The 18,874-nt window shown below is 72.1% G+C and carries 19 protein-coding genes, 1 other RNA gene and 1 pseudogene; 9 read left to right on the top strand and 12 right to left on the bottom strand.

What is annotated here, in order from left to right; translation table 11 throughout:
- Nucleotides 1-25: 25 nt before the first annotated feature.
- A complete protein-coding gene (locus OERS_RS11680; protein ID WP_056651115.1) occupies nucleotides 26-1,363 on the bottom strand; it encodes a glutamine synthetase family protein in 1,338 nt (445 codons plus the stop codon).
- 138 nt (nucleotides 1,364-1,501) lie between these two features.
- Between OERS_RS11680 and OERS_RS11675 the strand changes: the two genes are divergently transcribed.
- Nucleotides 1,502-3,235, top strand: a complete 1,734-nt coding sequence (locus tag OERS_RS11675) for an NAD+ synthase (protein ID WP_068625899.1) — start codon at nucleotides 1,502-1,504, stop codon at nucleotides 3,233-3,235.
- A gap of 94 nt (nucleotides 3,236-3,329) precedes the next feature.
- Nucleotides 3,330-4,172, top strand: coding sequence for a 3-methyl-2-oxobutanoate hydroxymethyltransferase (panB, locus tag OERS_RS11670; RefSeq protein ID WP_056651110.1), 843 nt, complete (start codon nucleotides 3,330-3,332; stop codon nucleotides 4,170-4,172).
- 135 nt (nucleotides 4,173-4,307) lie between these two features.
- On the opposite strand, the gene OERS_RS11665 is transcribed toward panB, so the two are convergent.
- Nucleotides 4,308-5,216 carry an N-acetylmuramoyl-L-alanine amidase gene (locus OERS_RS11665; RefSeq protein ID WP_169834219.1) on the bottom strand — a complete coding sequence of 303 codons (909 nt, stop codon included), beginning with the start codon at nucleotides 5,214-5,216 and terminating at the stop codon, nucleotides 4,308-4,310.
- Entirely contained in the window at nucleotides 5,213-5,434 is a 222-nt protein-coding gene (locus OERS_RS11660; protein ID WP_068625898.1) for a hypothetical protein, read from the bottom strand. The genes OERS_RS11665 and OERS_RS11660 overlap by 4 nt, the downstream gene beginning before the upstream one ends.
- Before the next feature lie 76 nt (nucleotides 5,435-5,510).
- Here OERS_RS11660 and map point away from each other — a divergent pair, with 76 nt between their 5' ends.
- The gene (map, locus tag OERS_RS11655) at nucleotides 5,511-6,392 is read left to right on the top strand and encodes a type I methionyl aminopeptidase (protein WP_056651102.1); all 882 of its coding nucleotides are present in this window, start codon (nucleotides 5,511-5,513) and stop codon (nucleotides 6,390-6,392) included.
- Nucleotides 6,389-7,168: a polyphosphate--glucose phosphotransferase gene (gene ppgK / locus OERS_RS11650; RefSeq protein ID WP_056651100.1), complete on the top strand. Its 780-nt coding sequence runs from the start codon at nucleotides 6,389-6,391 to the stop codon at nucleotides 7,166-7,168. The genes map and ppgK overlap by 4 nt, the downstream gene beginning before the upstream one ends.
- A 169-nt stretch (nucleotides 7,169-7,337) precedes the next feature.
- Here the strand turns inward: ppgK and OERS_RS11645 are convergent, their stop codons facing one another.
- Nucleotides 7,338-7,712, bottom strand: coding sequence for an STAS domain-containing protein (locus tag OERS_RS11645; RefSeq protein WP_068625897.1), 375 nt, complete (start codon nucleotides 7,710-7,712; stop codon nucleotides 7,338-7,340).
- A gap of 272 nt (nucleotides 7,713-7,984) precedes the next feature.
- Here OERS_RS11645 and OERS_RS11640 point away from each other — a divergent pair, with 272 nt between their 5' ends.
- Nucleotides 7,985-8,254 (top strand): DUF7218 family protein, encoded by a 270-nt coding sequence (locus OERS_RS11640; RefSeq protein WP_068625896.1) that lies wholly within the window; start codon nucleotides 7,985-7,987, stop codon nucleotides 8,252-8,254.
- Nucleotides 8,255-8,369: 115 nt separating this feature from the next.
- Nucleotides 8,370-8,855 carry a DUF6328 family protein gene (locus tag OERS_RS11635; RefSeq protein ID WP_068625895.1) on the top strand — a complete coding sequence of 162 codons (486 nt, stop codon included), beginning with the start codon at nucleotides 8,370-8,372 and terminating at the stop codon, nucleotides 8,853-8,855.
- Nucleotides 8,856-8,873: 18 nt separating this feature from the next.
- Here OERS_RS11635 and OERS_RS11630 read toward each other — a convergent pair whose 3' ends face one another.
- From OERS_RS11630 to OERS_RS11620, 3 genes are all read right to left on the bottom strand, one after another.
- A complete protein-coding gene (locus OERS_RS11630; protein ID WP_068625894.1) occupies nucleotides 8,874-9,335 on the bottom strand; it encodes a DUF1579 family protein in 462 nt (153 codons plus the stop codon).
- Nucleotides 9,336-9,400: 65 nt separating this feature from the next.
- Nucleotides 9,401-9,786, bottom strand: an RNA gene (gene rnpB / locus OERS_RS11625) — RNase P RNA component class A.
- Between the two features lie 14 nt (nucleotides 9,787-9,800).
- Entirely contained in the window at nucleotides 9,801-10,187 is a 387-nt protein-coding gene (locus OERS_RS11620; RefSeq protein ID WP_056651087.1) for a tautomerase family protein, read from the bottom strand.
- 100 nt (nucleotides 10,188-10,287) lie between these two features.
- On the opposite strand from OERS_RS11620, the gene OERS_RS11615 reads away from it, so the two are divergent.
- On the top strand, nucleotides 10,288-11,061 hold the full coding sequence (locus OERS_RS11615; RefSeq protein WP_068625893.1) for a YaaA family protein: 774 nt from the start codon (nucleotides 10,288-10,290) through the stop codon (nucleotides 11,059-11,061).
- Between the two features lie 264 nt (nucleotides 11,062-11,325).
- Here the strand turns inward: OERS_RS11615 and OERS_RS11610 are convergent, their stop codons facing one another.
- The 5 genes from OERS_RS11610 to OERS_RS11590 all read right to left on the bottom strand — a co-directional run bounded on the left by OERS_RS11610 (nucleotide 11,326) and on the right by OERS_RS11590 (nucleotide 16,650).
- The gene (locus OERS_RS11610; RefSeq protein WP_068625892.1) at nucleotides 11,326-12,564 is read right to left on the bottom strand and encodes a bifunctional RNase H/acid phosphatase; all 1,239 of its coding nucleotides are present in this window, start codon (nucleotides 12,562-12,564) and stop codon (nucleotides 11,326-11,328) included.
- 216 nt (nucleotides 12,565-12,780) lie between these two features.
- A complete protein-coding gene (locus OERS_RS11605) occupies nucleotides 12,781-13,458 on the bottom strand; it encodes a hypothetical protein (protein ID WP_068625891.1) in 678 nt (225 codons plus the stop codon).
- A gap of 194 nt (nucleotides 13,459-13,652) precedes the next feature.
- Nucleotides 13,653-14,225 carry a DUF6318 family protein gene (locus OERS_RS11600; protein ID WP_068625890.1) on the bottom strand — a complete coding sequence of 191 codons (573 nt, stop codon included), beginning with the start codon at nucleotides 14,223-14,225 and terminating at the stop codon, nucleotides 13,653-13,655.
- Nucleotides 14,226-14,995: 770 nt separating this feature from the next.
- The gene (locus tag OERS_RS11595; RefSeq protein WP_068625889.1) at nucleotides 14,996-15,730 is read right to left on the bottom strand and encodes a zinc ribbon domain-containing protein; all 735 of its coding nucleotides are present in this window, start codon (nucleotides 15,728-15,730) and stop codon (nucleotides 14,996-14,998) included.
- 38 nt (nucleotides 15,731-15,768) lie between these two features.
- The gene (locus tag OERS_RS11590; RefSeq protein WP_083201401.1) at nucleotides 15,769-16,650 is read right to left on the bottom strand and encodes a Nif3-like dinuclear metal center hexameric protein; all 882 of its coding nucleotides are present in this window, start codon (nucleotides 16,648-16,650) and stop codon (nucleotides 15,769-15,771) included.
- 287 nt (nucleotides 16,651-16,937) lie between these two features.
- Between OERS_RS11590 and OERS_RS11585 the strand changes: the two genes are divergently transcribed.
- Entirely contained in the window at nucleotides 16,938-18,212 is a 1,275-nt protein-coding gene (locus tag OERS_RS11585; RefSeq protein WP_068625888.1) for a ScyD/ScyE family protein, read from the top strand.
- Nucleotides 18,213-18,354: 142 nt separating this feature from the next.
- Nucleotides 18,355-18,874: pseudogene (locus OERS_RS11580) on the top strand (hypothetical protein); the annotation flags it as partial.

The following is an 18,874-nucleotide window of genomic DNA, read 5'->3' as shown; positions in this document are numbered from 1 at the left end:
CCGACGGGCCCGCGCGAGGACGGGCTCACAGGACCTGCAGGAACCGCTTCAGCTCGAACGGCGTGACCTGCGAGCGGTACGCGTCCCACTCCTGGCGCTTGTTGCGCAGCACGAAGTCGAACACGTGCTCGCCCAGGGTCTCGGCGACGAGCTCGGACGTCTCCATGATCTGGATCGCGGCGTCGAGCGACTGCGGCAGCGGCTTGATCCCGAGCGCACGGCGCTCGGAGTCCGTCAGCTCCCACACGTCGTCCTCGGTCTCCTCGGGGAGCTCGTAGCCCTCCTCGATGCCCTTGAGGCCCGCCGCGAGGATGACCGCGTACGCGAGGTACGGGTTGGTCGCGGAGTCCAGGGCGCGGTACTCGATGCGGCTCGAGTTTCCCTTGCCCGGCTTGTACATGGGCACGCGCACGAGCGCCGAGCGGTTGTTGTGGCCCCAGCAGACGTAGCTCGGGGCCTCCGACCCGCCCCACAGGCGCTTGTACGAGTTGACGTACTGGTTGGTGATCGCGGTGATCTCCGCGGCGTGGACCAGCAGGCCCGCGATGAACGAGCGCGCCGTCTTGGACAGCTCGAACTGCGCACCGGGCTCGTGGAACGCGTTGCGGTCGCCCTCGAACAACGACAGGTGCGTGTGCATGCCCGAGCCCGGCTGGTCGGCCATGGGCTTGGGCATGAACGACGCGAAGACCCCCTGCTCGAGCGCGACCTCCTTGACGACCGTGCGGAACGTCATGAGGTTGTCGGCCGTGGTCAGGGCGTCGGCGTAGCGCAGGTCGATCTCGTTCTGGCCGGGGCCGGCCTCGTGGTGGGAGAACTCCACCGAGATGCCCATCGACTCGAGCATCGTGATCGCCGCGCGACGGAAGTCGTGCGTCGATCCGCGGGCCAGGTGGTCGAAGTACCCGCCCTGGTCCACCGGGACGAGCGGCGACGAGGCGTCGGCCGGGTGGTTGAAGAGGTAGAACTCGACCTCGGGGTGCGTGTAGAACGTGAAGCCCTTGTCGCTCGCCTTGGCCAGCGCGCGCTTGAGCACGTTGCGCGAGTCCGCGAGCGAGGGCTCGCCGTCGGGCGTGAGGATGTCGCAGAACATCCTGGCCGTCCCGTGGCGGTCGCCGCGCCACGGCAGCACCTGGAACGTGGTCGGGTCGGGGCGCGCGATCATGTCCGCCTCGTACACGCGCGTGAGGCCCTCGATCGAGCTGCCGTCGAAGCCGATGCCCTCCGAGAAGGCCGACTCGAGCTCGGCGGGCGCGATCGCGACCGACTTGAGCATCCCCAGCACGTCGGTGAACCAGAGACGGATGAAGCGGATGTCGCGCTCCTCGACCGTGCGGAGCACGAACTCCTGCTGCCTGTCCATGGCTACATCCTGCCTGATGAGTGTGTCGAGCGGGTTACGACGCGTCCTGACGGCGCGACGTGTCGCCAGCGTGCCACGGCCGCGCGCCGAACGGTACCGATGGGCACCTGACCGGCGGGTTCGCATAGGCTGGCGAGCATGGCAGAACTGCGCATCGCCCTCGCACAGATCGACACGTGCGTCGGAGCGATCGACCAGAACACGGCGAAGATCCTCGAGTGGACCCGGCGCGCGGCGGGCGAGGGCGCCCACGTCGTCGCGTTCCCCGAGATGACGCTCACGGGCTACCCGATCGAGGACCTGGCGCTGCGCGCCTCGTTCCGTCGCGCCGCGTGGGCCGCAGCGGCCGACGTCGCCGCGCAGCTCGAGCGCGAGGGCCTGGGCGGCGTCACGGTCGTCCTGGGCACCGTGGGGACCGCCGGGACGCCGGACACGCCCGAGCGCGCGGCCTCGGGGGCGCCGGCCGACCTGCCGACCAACCGCGCGGTCGTCATCCAGCACGGCGAGGTCCTCGCCGCCTACGACAAGCACCACCTGCCGAACTACGGCGTGTTCGACGAGTTCCGCATCTTCGCGCCCGGGACCGAGCCGCTCGTCGTCGAGATCGAGGGCCGCGCGGTCGGCATCGTCATCTGCGAGGACATCTGGCAGGACGGCGGGCCGATCACCACGCTGGGCGGCCTCGACGAGGCCGGCCACGGGATCGACCTGCTGCTCGTGCTCAACGGCTCTCCGTACGAGGAGGGCAAGGGGCACGTCCGCACCGACCTGGCCGCGCGCCGCGCCGCGGAGGTCGACGCCCCCGTCGCGTACGTCAACATGGTCGGCGGGCAGGACGACCTGGTGTTCGACGGCGGGTCGTTCGTCGTGGGCCCCGACGGCTCGGTGCTCACGTCCTCGCCGCAGTTCGTCGAGGACCTGCTGGTCTGGGACCTGCCCGCGCGGACGTCCTCCGCCGACCTGACGGGCACCGCGCCGGCGACCGTCTACCCCACGGGGCGCATCGCTCCCCCGCTGCACCCCGACGAGGAGGTCTACCGGGCCTGCGTCACGGGCCTGGCCGGGTACGTGCGCAAGAACGGGTTCCGATCGATCGTCCTGGGGCTGTCGGGCGGGATCGACTCGGCGCTCACCGCGACCCTCGCGGCCGACGCGATCGGCGGCCAGAACGTCGTGGGCGTCTCGATGCCCTCGTCGTACTCGTCCGAGCACAGCAAGGACGACGCCGCCGACCTCGCCAAGCGCCTCGGCGCCGACTACCGCGTGCAGCCCATCGCGCCCATGGTCGAGGCCTTCCAGGGCGAGCTCGCGCTCGAGGGCGTCGCCGAGGAGAACCTCCAGGCGCGCGTGCGCGGCGTGGTCCTCATGGCGATCTCGAACCGCGAGGGCCATCTCGTCATCGCGCCGGGCAACAAGTCCGAGCTCGCGGTGGGCTACGCGACCATCTACGACGCGGGCAGCATCGGTGGCTACGCGCCGCTCAAGGACGTCGACAAGTCGCGCGTGTGGGCCCTCGCGCGCTGGCGCAACGACGCCGCGCTCGACGCGGGCGAGATCCCCCCGATCCCCGAGTCCTCGATCACCAAGCCGCCGTCGGCCGAGCTGCGACCCGGCCAGACCGACCAGGACTCGCTGCCTCCCTACGACCTGCTCGACGAGGTCCTCGACGCGTACATCGAGCACGCCGAGGGGCGCGCCGAGCTGCTCGCCCGCGGGTTCGACCCCGAGGTCGTGGACAAGGTCGTGACGCTCGTCGACCGCGCCGAGTGGAAGCGGCGCCAGTACCCGCTCGGCCCCAAGGTCACCTCGCTCGCGTTCGGCCGCGACCGCCGCCTGCCCGTCACGTCCCGCTGGCGCGAGCCCGCCGAGTAGTCCGGCTCACCGCCAGGGCCGCACGCCCCACCTGCTTCCCGTACGACCGGCCCACCGACCACCGGCGGGCCGCACGACCTGGAGAGACGAGAGCATGTCCGCACACACCCAGCCCGGCCAGACCCCGGCCACGCCCGTCAAGCGCTTCCGCGTCCACCACCTCGCGGAGGCCAAGGCGCGGCACGAGAAGCTCACGATGCTCACCGCGTACGACGCGGTGACCGCCCGCATCTTCGACGAGGCGGGCATCGACATGCTGCTCGTCGGCGACTCGATCGGGAACACCATGCACGGGCACCGGACCACGCTGCCCGTCACGGTCGACGACATGATCCCCGCCGCGCGCGGCGTCGCACGGGCCGCGCAGCGTGCGCTCGTGATCGTGGACCTGCCGTTCGGCTCGTACGAGGCCGGGCCGGAGCAGGCCCTCGCGACGAGCGTGCGCATCATGAAGGAGACCGGCGCGCACGCGGTCAAGCTCGAGGGCGGGCGTCGCTCGGCCACGCAGATCCGGGCGCTGACCGACGCGGGCATCCCCGTCGTCGCGCACCTGGGCTTCACGCCGCAGTCGGAGAACATCCTGGGCGGGCCGCGCGTGCAGGGCCGCGGGGACGACGCCGCCGAGCGCCTGTGCGAGGACGCCGTCGCCGTGACCGACGCGGGCGCGGTCGCCGTGGTCCTCGAGATGGTCCCGGTCGAGGTCGCGGCCCGCGTGACGGAGATCGTGCGCATCCCGACCATCGGGATCGGCGCGGGTCCCGAGTGCGACGGCCAGGTCCTCGTCTGGACGGACCTCGCCGGGATGACCGAGTGGTCGCCGCGCTTCGCCAAGCGGTTCGCGGAGATCGGTGCGGCCCTGGGCCGGGCCGCGCAGGACTACGCGGAAGAGGTCAAGGGCGGCACGTTCCCGGACGCGGCGCACAGCTTCGAGAAGTAAGCCCCTCCCCGCCCGACGGCGTCGCTCCCCAGGGTGCACCGGTGCGCCCGGGGTGCGTGGCGCCGTCGGGCGTCGCCGTGCCCGGGCCTCTTGCCTCGGGGCGGGGAGGCTCGCGGTTGCTCCGGGGAGAGGGGGCTACCCCGCCCAGGCGACCACGCCCGCGGCGATCGCGTCGGCGTAGCGCTGGCGGCCCTCCTCGGAGGACGCCAGCGCGGCCTCGTCCGGGTTGCGCATCTCGGCGAGCTCGAGCAGCACCGCGGGGCGCGCGGCGAGGTTGAGCGTCGCGAGATCGCCGCGCCGCGAGATCGCGCCGGCGACGCTGCCCGACGGCGTGAAGCCCGCGGATGCCAGGGCTCCGACCATGGCCGTCGCGAGACGCTCGCTCGACGCCGCGTCGTCGGCCCGCGGCGGGCCGTCGACGACCGGCGGCGGGTCCGCCACGATGACGAAGAACCCCTTCGCCGCGCGGTCGTCGCTGCCGTTGGCGTGGACCGAGACGAGCACGTCCGCCCCCACCGCCTGGGCGAAGCCTCCCCGGACGTCGACGCACGGCCCGACCCCTTCGTCGTCCACGCGCGTCACGACGACCCGTGCGCCGAGGTCCTCGAGCGCCGTGGTGGCCCGCGAGGCGACGTCCCACGTGAACGCGTGCTCGGGGTAGCCCGCGTCGGTCGACGTGCCGACCGTGTTGCACGCCTTGGAGCCCCCGCGACCGTCCGGCACGAGCGCACCGGCCTGGTCCGGGTGCTGGGCGTTCGCGCCGTTGTGCCCCGGGTCGAGCGCGACCGTCAGCCCGGTCAGCGGGAGCGACGCAGGGTCCGGTGGGGACGATTTGCCGGAGCCGGCGACGCCTGCGACGCCGGGGACGTCGGTCGCGGACGCACCCGAGGTGAGCTCCGTCGTCGGGCTCGGGGAGGGCGCCGGGCGCTCGTCGCCCGCGCCGCTGCCGAACGCGAGCCAGGACAACCATCCCACCGCGAGGCCCGCGAGCAGCACCGCGAGCGCCACGGTCCAGCGGCCGGCCCGACCGGCAGGATCCGTCACTTGTCGCGCTCGCGCTCCCGTTCCTCCTCGTCCCAGGCCTCGGAGCGGGCACGGGCAAGGTCGAGCGCCTGGGCCGCGGCCTCACGCGTCGGGTACGGGCCCATGCGCGAGGACCACGTCGACTGCGGGCCCTTCGAGACCTCCCCCGTGCGCGTGTCGAAGTAGTACTGGTCCTCGGAGACCGGGTCGCCGTCGTCGGAGAATCGTTCCTTCGTCATAGGACGATCCTGCCTCACCCGCGCGCACGGCGTCGGCCATACGCACCGGGCCACGGGCACTCCGTAGACTGGCGGCATGCCCGATTCCTCCGTCCTGACCGCCCCACGCGGACCGTTGGTCCCGGGGTCGGTCTCTCCCCTGCGCGTCGTGCCACGCTCGATCGCACGGCCCGAGTACGTGGGGCAGCCCGGCCCGCAGCCCTTCACGGGCGACGACGTCGTGGACCCCGAGACCCTCGACCGGATCCGGGTCGCGAGCCGCATCGCGGCCCAGGCCCTCGCCGAGGTCGGGATGCACGTCGCCCCCGGTGTGAGCACCGACGAGCTCGACCGGATCGGGCACGAGTTCCTCCTGGACCACGGCGCCTACCCGTCGACGCTCGGCTACCGCGGCTTCCCCAAGTCGCTGTGCACCTCGCTCAACGAGGTCGTGTGCCACGGGATCCCGGACTCGACAGAGATGGTCGAGGGCGACATCGTCAACGTCGACATCACCGCGTTCATCGGCGGCGTGCACGGCGACAACAACGCCACGTTCGCGGTCGGTGAGATCAGCGAGGAGGCCGCGCTGCTCGTGCAGCGCACGCGCGAGTCGCTCGACCGGGCCATCAAGGCCGTGCGACCCGGGCGCGAGGTCAACGTCCTGGGCCGCGTGATCGAGAAGTACGCGCACCGGTTCGGCTACGGCGTGGTGCGCGAGTACACGGGCCACGGCGTCGGCGAGTCGTTCCACTCGGGGCTCGTGATCCCCCACTACGACGCGGCCCCCGACCACGACACCGTCATGGAACCGGGCATGGTCTTCACGATCGAGCCCATGCTGACGCTCGGCGGCCCCGAGTGGCGCATGTGGGACGACGGGTGGACCGTAGTCACCGCGGACAGGTCGCTGACCGCGCAGTTCGAGCACACCCTGGTCGTCACCGAAGACGGAGCGGAGATCCTGACCCTGCCATGAGCAAGCACTCACACCACCACCACGGGCTGGCCTTCGGGATCGACGTCGGCGGCAGCGGCATCAAGGGCGCACCGGTCGACCTCGCCACGGGCGAGTTCGCCCAGGAGCGTCACCGCATCCCGACGCCGCAGCCCTCCACGCCCGAGGCCGTCGCCAAGGTCATCGCCGAGCTCGTCGACGAGTACGACCTGCCGCACGACGTTCCGATCGGCGTGGCCTTCCCCGGCCCCATCCACCACGGCGTGATCGGGTTCATCGCGAACCTCGACAAGTCCTGGAAGGGCGTCGACCTGCCCGCGCTGATCAAGAAGGAGACCGGGCGGCACGTCGTCGCGGTCAACGACGCGGACGCCGCGGGGATCGGCGAGGTCCGCTACGGCGCGGCCAAGGACACCAAGGGCGTGGTCCTGCTCGCGACCCTGGGCACGGGCATCGGCAGCGCCCTGGTCGTCGACGGGATCCTCGTGCCCAACACCGAGCTGGGCCACCTCGAGATCGACGGATTCGACGCCGAGTCACGGGCCGCGGAGTCGGCGCGCGGCCGGGAGGACCTCTCGTGGGAGGAGTGGGCCGCTCGGCTCCAGCGCTACTTCGAGGTCGTCGAGATGCTCTTCTCACCCGACCTGATCGTGGTCGGCGGCGGGATCTCCAAGCACCACGAGAACTTCCTGCCGCTGCTGCACCTCAAGGCGCCCATCATCCCGGCCGAGCTGCGCAACGCCGCGGGCATCGTGGGCGCGGCCGCGCTGGCAGCCGAGGGAGCCGGGCTGGCCTGATCGGCGTTCGGCCTGACGGCAGGCCGACCCGGCCAACTGTCCGGCCGCGCTCGGACGGGTGCGCCCGGCGCTTGGTCGGGTCCGGCGCAGCCGGGCGTGGTCCGGCCCGCTCCGACGGGCGTGGTCCGGCCCGCTCCGACGGGCGTGGTCCGGCCCGCCGCGAGGCGGGTCAGACCGCGCTCTGGTGCTGTGGTTCGTCGTGCTCGACATGGTGCGTCGGCAGCCCCGGGAAGATGTCGATCACGCCCAGCATCTCCAGGACGTCCGTGACGACCGTCGGAGGGTTGCGCAGGCTGACCTGCAGTCCCTCCTCGCTGCCGATCGTGTAGAACTGCACGAGGAACGCGATGCCCGTGGAGTCCATGAACGTCACCTTCGAGGTGTCGATCACGACGGGCACGTCCCGGTCCAGTGCGTTCGCCAGTGCCGCGCTCGCCTCGCTGCGCAGCGCCACGTCGATCTCGCCCCACATGTCCACGACACTCGATTCCGGCTGCTCGAGGAGAGTGATACCGCCGGTGGTCGTCGTCTTGCTCGGAGTCATGAGTCCAGAGCCCCCGCTCGTCGTGTTCTCGGCACCCGACGTCTAGAGCGCCGTCAACAGAGCCAGGGTACCCCCAAGTGGCACCGGCATGACAGCATTCTGGGGAGCGCTTTACCTGGGATGCCGTCGGCGTGCGTTTTTGGGCGAATCCTCCTCCTGGTCGTCTTCGCCGCTCTTGACCTGCTCTGGCCCGGTGCCACGTGCCGAGCAAGTGCTGCGGGGTCGTCGTACGGTCGAAGGACCTGTTCATCGAGACCTCGAGAGGTGATCCTGTGCCCAGGCGAGACCCCGGTCCTTCGGTCAAGGACAAGGAGCTGTACGAGACCCTGCGCGACGAGGGGAACTCCAAGGAGAAGTCCGCGCGCATCGCCAACGCCGCGGCGGCGTCGTCCCGCAGCACGGTCGGGAAGAAGGGTGGGTCGTCGCCCGCCTACGAGGAATGGACCGTGGGCGAGCTGCGCGCGAGGGCTCGCGAGATCGGGATCGAGGGCCGCTCGACCATGCGCAAGAGCGAGCTCGTGTCGGCTCTCCGGAACCACTGACGAGGCCGCCGTGGACACGGGCGACGGGGGTAGCCGGGGGCCCGCGAGCGATCGGGCTGGCGGCCCGGGGGCCGGCGGCCCAGGTCCCCGGCACTCGCGGTCGTCCGGGGACGACGTGGCCGGCGCTGCCGACTCGCGCCACGAGTCGGCCGAGGAGCGCGCCGACCGCAACTGGGCCGAGCTCCTGCAGGAGCTGCGCGTCACGCAGATGGGCGTGCAGATCCTCACGGGCTTCCTGCTGACCCTGCCGTTCCAGCAGCGGTTCGGCGAGCTCGACGACACCCAGCGCACGATCTACCTGTGCCTCGTGGTGCTCTCGGTGCTCGCGACCGGACTGCTCGTCGCGCCCGTGTCGTTGCACCGCCTGCTGTTCCGCAAGCACCTCAAGATGCGGCTCGTGACGTCGGCCGACCGGTTGGCGCGCGTGGGGCTCGTGGTGCTCGCGCTCGTCGTGGCCGGGACCGTGCTGCTGATCTTCGACGTGGTCGTGGGGCCGGCCGCCGCGGTGATCGCGGCCGTGGGGGCGCTCGTGCTGTTCGCGCTGCTCTGGGTGGCGCTGCCGCTCGAGCTCATGCGGCGAGCGCGGTCAGCCGACAGGTGACGGGTGACGGGTGACGGCTCAGACGCGGTGGTCGTAAACCGCCTCGACCGCCTCGTAGGGCGCCTCGCCGGGTACCAGGTTGAGCATGGTCATGCGTCCGCCACCGCCCTCGACCGGAGCGACGAAGATCTGCCAGCCCCAGTCCGGCCCCTCCGGTGCGGCATAGCTCCCGGTCAGCCGGACGACGCCGTCCTCGCCGACCGTGCCGGCGAACAGCATCCAGGCGGGCGACGAGTGCCACGAGTCGAGCCAGACCGCGGAGACCCCCTCTGGTCCGGAGCCGCCGCTCAGAAGGAGCAGCCCCTCCTGGGGAGCGTCGCCGTCGGACCACGTGTAGGCGAGCGAGACGTACTCACGCGCCGTGACCGTCACGGACGCCGTGGCGTCCGACGCGACGAACGCGTCGGTGGGCAGGAGCCGCTGACGGTGGACGCCCTGCCACTGCCCCAGCACCGGGGCCAAGCACTCGACGATCCTCATCCAGCCAGCGTACGCAGGGCGAGGTACGGGCGACAGAGGAGGCGGCGTCGCCGGACGGGTGAGGGCGGATGAGTCGGTCGGTACGCCGGGTTCTGTCCCCGCGCGCGGTTGCCCCCGCGCGGGTGACGGCCATCCATCTACGACGTACGTTGCCGCACGCCTCCAGCGGTCTACCCGGAAGCTCGGGCGAGCAGCCCTCGAACGCTTCCTGTCTGACCTTGCTCCAGGTGGGGTTTACCTAGCCGGACCAGTCACCTGGCCCGCTGGTGGTCTCTTACACCACCGTTTCACCCTTACCGCCCACGGCCGAGGCCGTGGGAGGCGGTCTGTTCTCTGTGGCACTGTCCCGCGGGTCACCCCGGGTGGGCGTTACCCACCACCTTGCCCTGTGGAGCCCGGACGTTCCTCGGCGGTGCCACGAGGGCACCGACGCGGCCGTCTGACCGACTCATCCGCTCCCGCAGCCTACACGTCCACGCGGTAGCCCAGCGCGAGCTCGTCGCCGCTCCTGCCGCGGATGCCCCAGCTCTCGGGCGGGCTCTCGAGGATGACGACCTCGAGGTCGTCCGCCGCCAGCCCCAGGAAGGGCGCGACGTCGTCGAACATCGCGGCGATGAGCGCGCGCTTGGCCTCGCGCGAGCGGCCTGTGAAGCACACGACCTCGATGACGAGGTAGGCGTCGCTGCGCTGCGGCGCGATCAGGTCGCCGTCCTCCATGAGGAGGAAGCGGTGGAACCGCTTCTCCTCGGGCAGCCCCCAGGCGCCGACGACCGCGCGGTGGATCGCGTCGGAGATGTCCTCGCGCTTCATCTCCCAGACCGTGCGGGTGCCGTAGACCTTGACCTGAACCATGCGGCACAACCTAGTGCCGGGGCGAGCGGTCCGCCACGGGTGACCATCGCCACGCCCCGCCGCGGTCGGTGGCCGTGCGCGGCCGCCCTAGAGTGGCGGTGTGCTTCTGCTCCTGCCGCCCTCCGAGGGAAAGTCCGTGCCCGACGACGGAGCTCCCGTCGATCTCTCGGCCCTCAGCTCGCCGTCGCTCACCCGGCACCGCAAGGCCGTGCTCCGCGCGCTCGTCGCCGCGAGCAGGCGGCGCGACGCGCTCGACGTGCTGGGCGTGAGCAGCGGGCTGGCCGACGAGGTCGCGCGCAACGTGTCGCTGCCCACCGCGCCCGCGGCTCCGGCCGCACAGGTGTACAGCGGCGTCCTGTACGCAGCGGCCGGCCTGGCCGACCTGCCACCCGCCGCGGCGGCGCGGGCCGAGGAGTCGGTACGGATCGTCTCGGCACTGTGGGGCGCGGTCTCCCCCGCCGACCGCATCCCCGCCTACCGGTTGTCGATGGGGACCAGGCTTCCCCCCCTCGGCGCGCTGGCTCCGACCTGGCGCCCACACCTCGCCGCGGCGCTCGACGCGCGGGCTGCGGGAGACGTCGTGATCGACTGCCGGTCGGCGCCGTACGCGGCCGCGTGGAAGGTGCCCGCGGACGCCGAGCACGTCGCCGTCCGGGTCCTGCGCGAGCTCGACGGCCGGCGCAGCGTCGTCTCGCACAACGCCAAGCACACGCGCGGCGTCCTCACGGGGCACCTGCTGACCCGCACCGAGCCCGTGCACTCGGGCGAGGAGCTGCTCAAGGCCGCGTACGAGCTGGTCGGGTCGGAGCTGCTCGACGCGACCCTGCTTCCTGGGGCGCGCGGCGCCTCGACGCTGGAGCTCGTCGTCTCCTGAGCCGTTCTGCGGCGCGAGCTGCCCTGCGGCACGCGAACGGTCGCCGACGAGGAGTCGACGTGTGGTCGACGTGGATCGGCGGACACGAACCATCAAGTCGCCGCTTCCCTCACCGACTGTTTGCCGATTCCGGGTGTTCGAGGCGTGCGGGTGCCGAGAACGAGGTTCCGCGCGGTCGAGCACGAGGTTGAGAACGCTGAGGACCTCAGAACGACCGCAACCTCGTGCTCGGCACCGTGCGGGGGCGGGGCGCCGCGGGACGGCCTAGGGCTCGCTCGGGCACCCGACCACGGTCAGCTCGGTCGCGCCGTCGGCCCACAGCCGCAGGATGCTGACCGATCCCGGCGGCACCCGGAAGCCGGCCCACCGCGAGGGCGGCGCCTCGATCGCGCGGCCGACCGCGGCACGCACCTGCACCGCATGCCCCACCACGACCACGGTCCGGCCCGTGCCGCGGGCCAGCAGGTCCTGCAGGCCGGCCCAGACCCGGTCGCCGACGTCCGCCATGGACTCCCCGCCCGGCGCGACCTCGGTGCCCGACGTGAGCCACCTCTCCGGATGCCCGTCCCACCGCTCGGCGATCTGCGGGGCGGTCAGTCCCTCCCACTCACCGAAGTGGACCTCGGCGAAGCGGTCGTCGGACCCGACGTGCAACCCGAGACGGCGCCCGACGGCCCGCGCGGTCTCCTGCGCACGCACCATGGGCGAGGCGACGATCGCTGTCGGTCGGGGCAGGTCGGTCCAGCGGTCGCGACCGATGCGGTAGACCAGGTCGGCCGCCTGCGCGGCCTGCACCCGTCCCCGCGCGGTCAGCGACGGGCCCGGGACCGAGGAGCCCGAGTAGGCGCCGGCGACCGTGAGCGGGGTCTGACCGTGGCGGACCAGGACGACGGTGAGCGGCTCGGCGCCGTCGAACCGTGCGCGGGCGCCGGAGGGGCGCGACGGGGTGTCGAACGCCGCGGCATCGTCGGTGGCCGGACGGTCGACGCTGTCGACCGCACCCGAGGTCTCTTCGGCGCGTCCTCCCTGGTCCTCGCTGCTCTGGTCGTCGTGCGCGTCGCCCACGGTGGCGTCCGGGTAGTCACGCGCGATCTGGCCGCCCGTGTCCATGGCCTCGTTGGCAAGCTTGTCGGCTGCGGAGTTGTCGGCGCGCGGCACCCACTCGTACGAGACCTGGGACGGCGGGAGGACGAGTGCGGCCTCGGCAGCGAGGCGTCGCATGTCGTCGTGCTTGATCTTCCAGCGGCCCGACATCTGCTCGACGACGAGCTTGGAGTCCATGCGCACGAGCACGCGGGCATCGGGGTCGATGCCCCGCGCTGCCTCGAGACCCGCGACGAGTCCCGAGTACTCGGCGACGTTGTTCGAGACGACGCCGAGGTAGCGCGCACGCTCGGCCAGTACTGTTCCCGTCGTGGCGTCCCGGACGAGCGCGCCGTAGCCCGCGGGTCCGGGGTTCCCGCGCGACCCGCCGTCGGCCTCGACGATCAACGACCTACCCATGCTGTTCCTCCACGTCTCGCCTCGTCCATCCGGCGCCTGCTTGCTCGGCCGCTTCTGCGTGCTCGGGTGCCTCTGTCGGCGATGGCCCGGGCTTCACGCGCCCGGAGCCGTAGCCCGACCGTGTACCCATGCCAAGGTGCGCCGCCCGGCCACCTCAGTGTTCCTGGTGCTGGTCGTGGCGTCGAACAGGGGCGATGCGGGCGTGTCTCGTCGAGGTCAGTCGAGGGGGTCGGTGACCAGGCGCGAGCGTGCCTCGTAGATGGTCAGGGGTGGGGCGGTGGCGGTCGTGTGCGCGGTACCCGTGATGGGGGTCCAGCTCGAGGTACCGGTGATCTGGAAGCGTCCTTCCCAGGTGGTGTCGAGGCTGATGATGGCGGTGCCCTCGTCCCTGTAGGTGTGGAACACGCTCTGGTGGGGATAGGGGGCGCCGGGGTCGGTGGTGTGGGTCGGGGTGGTGCCGTCGTCGTAGTCCCAGGTGTACGTCGCGGGCGTGGCCTCGATCGTGACCGGGATGCCGAGCAGCGTCGTGGCGAACGTCTGCGGGGTGGGGGTGGTGTAGGTGATGGTCTCGATGTTGACCAGCGTCCAGCCGTCCGGCGGCTGGACCGTGAGCGGCGACGGGGCGATCGTCAGGCGTTGGAACTCGACCTCGGCCAACGGTGCGAGGTCGACCGCGGTCAGGCAGTCGCCGTCGTTGAGCAGGGTCCAGCCGGTCAGACCACTGATGGTTCCGTCCGGGTTGTTCGTCCAGGTCTGCACGAAGACGGGTTCCAGGGCGATCTCACCCTCGGGACACGAGACCTGGAACTCTCCCTCGACCTCACCGTCGGCACAGGACCCGATCTGGCCCTTGGTCGTGGTGAGGTCCGCGTTGTGGCACAACGCGGCGGGCATCCGCCGGTACTCGGAGGACGCGGGGGTTCCGTCGGAGTTCTTCGGACGATGGGCGGAGCCGTCTGCGGAGACGTCGGTGGCGACGACATCGACAACATTGCCCTCGGCGTTCCCGAAGATGTCTTTGCCAGCTGGAAGTGCCGTCCCAAAGGCGAGCGAGGTTACTCCTATCGTCAACGCAAATACCGCTGTCTTCATGATGTTGGCATGTTGGTCGAGACCTCCAGCAAGAGCCATGCATCACCGTCGTACATGACCTCGACACGAAGCGGACCCGATACTGACTCGCTGCTCTCGATCACAGTTCCATCTTCGCTAGCAATGACGGACGCATCCTGGCTGAGCACGACATCAACTGGATATGCGCCGAGCAGAGTGTCAAGGGGATAGGTCTTCGTCACGTCAACTTCGACATCTCCACCGCTGTAGGTCGTTCCGGCAGCCTGCTGGGACGCTACGTCCGCAGAAACCTTGACGCAGAACTCACAGAGGTCAACAAGGGAGACCCGCTCCCACTCCTCAAGGTCACCCGTCGCCATCACGTACGGGTAGAGCTCCAGGAAGTAGGTCGCCGCAGCCGCCGCCCCCACCTCGTCGGTGCGGTCCATGTCCGCCGGTCGCTCGGGCTTGACCGGGCCGGTCGGAACAGGCGTCGGCGTGGACGTGGGGCTCGGAGCCTCGCTCACGACCGACGGTGTCTTCTCCACCTCCGGCGCAGGCGTCGAGCAGCCGCCCAGGACCACGCCGATCCCGACCACCAGCGCCACCGCGCCCAACGACCACGACCGCCCCCAATCACCGCGCTCGTGTCGACGCCCAGCGCCCGACACGCCTCTGCGCGCATGCGCGGCAGCCCTGTGCAACCCCTGCGAACCCATCCCTGCCCCCTCGGTAGGTACCGGCACAGGGCCACACCGCCCCCTACCTCCCCAGGAACCTAACGGGTCAAACCGCCGCACCACCACCCCCCGTCCCAGGCTGTGGACAACTAGGCTTCACGACCTCGGGCAGCACCGACCCCGACGATCGGCTGCCACCGCCGGGCGGCCGCAACTGCCCCGAGGCCACCGCCCGCCCATCCCGCACGCCCCCCTCACCGCGACCATGCGGTTGACGTTCTCCGAGCATGCGTTTGCCGTCGCGCTCAGCCCGAATCACGACGCCAACCGCATGTTCGGCACCACGAGACGGACCGCTCCACGAGGCCGGCCACAGACGTCGCACGCCGCTCACCCGGCAGACGAGCGAGCACCACGGGCGACGTCAACCCACCGAACACGACGTTGCGCGCATACGAGCACGAGGTTGCGGTCGTGAATTCCGTCAGAACGACCGCAACCTCGTGCTCGGCACCAGACCCCCCGGACACAGCACGACCCCGCCCCACAATGGACGGGGTCGTGTCGACCGTTCCGACCGCAAGACCGGCCCGCAGGCCCGGCCAGCAGAACCAGCAGGTCCCATGAGCAGAACCGGCAGCACCGGCAGGTCCCGTCAGCTCCAGCTAGCGGACAGTCCCAGCAGTATCAGCAGCCCCTCAGGCGTCGAGGCGCACCAGGATGCGCGAGCACTCCTCGCAGCGCGCGACCTGGTCGGGGCTCTTGGCCTTGATGATCTCGACGTCGGACGGGTTGAGCTCGAGGCGGCACCCCTCGCAGCGGCGACCGCTGAGCACGGCAGCCCCCAGGCCACCGAGCTGTGCGCGGAGCCGGTCGTAGAGCGTGACGAGCCCGGTGTCGAGCCCCTCGACGGCCTGGGCGCGCGCGGCGGTCACGGTCGCGACCTCGGCGTCGATCTGCGCGAGCTCGGCGTCGCGCTCGACCACGACGGCGGCCTTCGCGGCGAGCAGCTCGTCGTTCGCGGCGTCGAGCTTGGCGAGCGCGTCCTCGTGCGCCTCGAGACGCTCCATGACACCGAGCTCGACCTCCTCGAGGACCTCCTGGCGGCGGGCGAGCGAGGCGAGCTCCCCCACGAGCGCCTGGGCGTCCTTGGCGCCGACCTGGCCCGAGTCGAGGCGGGTCTGGTCGCGGGCGGCACGCGTGCGGACCTGCTCCACGTCACCCTCTGCCTTGGTGAGCTCGCGCTTGAGGTCGCTCACAGCCGTGCGGGAGGCGACGAGCGAGGTGCTCAGGTCGGAGATCTGCGCGTCGAGCTCCGCGATGCGGGCGATCGAGGGCAGCGTGGTGCGCTTGTGCGCGAGCTGCTGCAGGCGGGTGTCGAGCGCCTGGACCTCCAGCAGTCGTCGCTGGTCCTCGGGGGGTGCAGTGGTCACAGGGTGCGTTCCTTTCGATGCAGTTGTGGGGCGCCGTCTCAGGCGCGGGGCGCGGAGCCGATCCGGGCGGTCCAGGGGTCGGTCCGTCGGACGCTCACGCGGGTCTCCACCGTACCCGCATCTGCAAGCCGTTCCGTCAGGTCGGCGGCGGCGTAGCGCAGCCAGGGCCACTCGCTCGCGAAGTGCGCGACGTCCACGAGGAACGGACCGCCCGCCGCGCCGCCCTCGAACTCGGCGCGCTCGCGCAGCTCGGACGCCGGGTGGTGGCGCAGGTCCGCGGTGACGTACACGTCGGCTCCCGCGCTGCGGACGGCGTCGAACAGCGAGTCGCCCGAGCCTCCGACGACGGCCACGGTGCTCACGGTCGCGTCCAGGTCGCCCGCGACGCGCACGCCCTGCTCGGTCGCGGGCAGCGCGGTGGCGACGCGCTGCGCGAAGGCGCGCAACGTCGTCGGCTCCTCGAGGCGCCCTACGCGACCGATGCCGGTCTCGGCGGGGTGCGCGCCGCCGTCGGGCGCAGAGGGCGCCGGGACGAGCGGCGACCGGTCCACCAGACCGATCGCGTCCGCGAGCGCGTCCGCGACCCCGCGCGGCGCGGCGTCGGCGTTGGTGTGGGCGACGTACAGCCCGACCCCGGCCCGCACCAGCCGGTGCACGAGCGAGCCCTTGAACGTGGTCGCCGCGATCGAGTGCACGGGCCGCAGGAAGAGCGGGTGGTGGGTCACGATCAGGTCCGCGCCCCACTCGATCGCCTCGTCGGCGACCGTCGCGACGGGGTCCACCGCGAAGAGGATCTTGCGGACCTGCTGGGCGGGGTCGCCCGTCACGAGCCCGACGGCGTCCCACCCCTCCGCGGTCGACGGCGGGTAGAGCGCCTCGAGGGTCCGGACGACGTGGGCGAGCGTGGGATGTGCGGTCACGGGCACCAGGCTATCGGCCGCACGCCGTCGGACGGCTGTCACGAATCCTCCTGGGAGCGCTCCCTAGGTGTGTCCGGCAGGGGAGCCGGACCTCGCGACGACGCCCCGGCGTCCACCGGCACCGGACAGACCCGTGCCCACGGTGCGCACCGCACCGCACGTCACCCGCACCTCCCGTACCGGCGAGCGCCGGGTTCACCAGGCCGTCCACGACGACGGTCCTGCCCGCAGCGCCGCCCAGACCACGGGCGCCCGACGTCGACGTCCCGCGCCCGAGGAGAGAACCGATGATCAGGAAGACCAAGAGCATCAGACGGCCGCGCACCACGCGCGGACCGCAGCGGACCGGCACGATCGGGGTCGCGCTCGCCCTCGTCGGGGCGCTCGCGCTGGGCGCGACCCCCGCCCAGGCGCACGACGACCGGCACGGCCACGGCGGAGGCGGAGGCGGCCTGCCGACCCCCGGCAGCCCGCAGACCCTCGCGACCGGGCTCCTCGGCCCGCTCTCGCTGGGTGTGGGCGACGACGGCTCGTCGTACGCCTCGCAGAACTTCGGCGGCTCCGTCACCGAGGTGAACCGCCGCGGGCAGCAGAACGTCTACACGGCCGCCGTCCCCGGCTCGGAGATCAGCGCGGTCTCGACCGACGGGCGCCGCGTCCTGTTCACCGAGGGCACCCCCGACGGGTCGAGCGTGCTCCTCCAGGAGCGCGACAAGCGTGGGAAGATCCGCACGGTCGCGGACATCGGCGCGCACGAGCAGGCCACCAACCCCGACGGCGGCGTGATCTACGGCTTCCGCGACCTCGCGCCCGACTGCGCGGCCCAGGTGCCGCCCGAGGCCGGCGGCGCGAGCCACCCCGGCGAGGTCTTCTCGCACCCCTACGCCTCCACGACGGTCGACGGCACGACCTACGTCGCCGACGCCGGGGCGAACGCCATCTGGTCGGTCGACCGGCGCGGGACGGTCCGCACCGTCGCGGTCCTGCCCGCCCAGCCGCTCGCCGTGACCGCCGAGGTCGCCGCGGCGACCGGGATGCCCGAGTGCACGATCGGCCACACGTACTACAACGAGCCGGTCCCGACCGACGTCGAGCGCGGCCCCGACGGACGCCTGTTCGTCTCGCTCCTGCCCGGCGGGCCCGAGGACCCCTCGCTCGGAGCCCGCGGAGCGGTCTACACCGTGAGCCAGCGCGGGAAGGTCTCCCTCTACGCGGGCGGCCTGCTCACGGCGACCAACCTCGCGGTCTCGCCGCGCGGCGACGTGTACGTGGCCGAGCTCTTCGCGAGCCGCATCTCGGTGATCCGCAAGGGCACCACGACCCCCGTGCCGTTCGCCGACGTCGTCATGCCCGGCGCGCTCGAGTGGACCTCGTCCGCGCTGTACGTGACCTCGGACGTGCTCGCCGGCCTGCCGACCGGACCCGAGGAGCCCGGCGAACCGGACGGGACGAGCATGCTCTCGCCGACCGACTCCGCGAGGCACCGCCCCACGCCCACGCCGACCCCCGAGCCGGTCCCGGGCGGGACGCTCGTCAAGATCCCGCTCAAGGGCGGGCGGTAGCGCGATCCGTCACGACGGGCGCCGGTCGCAGGGATCCTCCTGCGGCCGGCGCCCACCGCCATGTCACCTACCCCGGGCCGGTCAGCCACCGGCCGGGGCACGGACCGCGGCGCCGCCTTCCGGGACGTCCTACGGTGGAGGGATGAGCCAGCACTACGTGCGCTCCTCGCCGACCGGTCCCCTGGCGTCCGCGGTCGGTTCGATGCTGGGCTACGAGATCGCCGACGACGCCCCGTCGGTCCACCGCGGGCTGCCCTCCCCCTGGCTGACGCTCGTCATCAGCCTCGACGGGCCGGTCCCGACGGCGACCGGCCCCGGCGCGGACGCACCGCTGCACCGCTTCGAGTCGCTCGTCGGCGGCCTGCACACCACTCCCGCCTACATCCATCAGCCTGCGCACCAGGCCGGCGTCCAGCTCGCGCTCGACCCGCTCGCTGCCCGCACGCTGCTCGGGGTGCCCGCCGGAGAGCTCGGCATCGTCACGGACGCCGACGACGTGCTCGGGCGCGCCTCGCGCGCGCTCCGGGAACGGCTCGGCGAGGCCGGCTCGTGGGCCGAGCGGCTGGCCCTCGTGGAGGATGCCCTGCGGCGCACGGCGGCCTCCCGGCGTCCTGCGCTCGGCCCGGTGCGGGCCGAGATCGCCGAGGCCTGGCAGCTCATGG

It is taken from the genome of Oerskovia enterophila (assembly GCF_001692445.1).
Classification (GTDB): domain Bacteria; phylum Actinomycetota; class Actinomycetes; order Actinomycetales; family Cellulomonadaceae; genus Oerskovia; species Oerskovia enterophila.
The sequence above is the reverse complement of the archived record's forward strand: the minus strand, read 5'-3'. Positions and strand labels throughout refer to the sequence as shown.

Coding starts and splice junctions, on each gene's coding strand:
- panB (WP_056651110.1), top strand. CDS start 3,330: ATGTCCGCACACACCCAGCCCGGCCAGACCCCGGCCACGCCCGTCAAG.
- OERS_RS11660 (WP_068625898.1), bottom strand. CDS start 5,434: ATGACGAAGGAACGATTCTCCGACGACGGCGACCCGGTCTCCGAGGAC.
- OERS_RS11675 (WP_068625899.1), top strand. CDS start 1,502: ATGGCAGAACTGCGCATCGCCCTCGCACAGATCGACACGTGCGTCGGA.
- ppgK (WP_056651100.1), top strand. CDS start 6,389: ATGAGCAAGCACTCACACCACCACCACGGGCTGGCCTTCGGGATCGAC.
- OERS_RS11620 (WP_056651087.1), bottom strand. CDS start 10,187: ATGGTTCAGGTCAAGGTCTACGGCACCCGCACGGTCTGGGAGATGAAG.
- OERS_RS11585 (WP_068625888.1), top strand. CDS start 16,938: ATGATCAGGAAGACCAAGAGCATCAGACGGCCGCGCACCACGCGCGGA.
- map (WP_056651102.1), top strand. CDS start 5,511: ATGCCCGATTCCTCCGTCCTGACCGCCCCACGCGGACCGTTGGTCCCG.
- OERS_RS11645 (WP_068625897.1), bottom strand. CDS start 7,712: ATGACTCCGAGCAAGACGACGACCACCGGCGGTATCACTCTCCTCGAG.
- OERS_RS11610 (WP_068625892.1), bottom strand. CDS start 12,564: ATGGGTAGGTCGTTGATCGTCGAGGCCGACGGCGGGTCGCGCGGGAAC.
- OERS_RS11630 (WP_068625894.1), bottom strand. CDS start 9,335: ATGAGGATCGTCGAGTGCTTGGCCCCGGTGCTGGGGCAGTGGCAGGGC.
- OERS_RS11605 (WP_068625891.1), bottom strand. CDS start 13,458: ATGCCCGCCGCGTTGTGCCACAACGCGGACCTCACCACGACCAAGGGC.
- OERS_RS11680 (WP_056651115.1), bottom strand. CDS start 1,363: ATGGACAGGCAGCAGGAGTTCGTGCTCCGCACGGTCGAGGAGCGCGAC.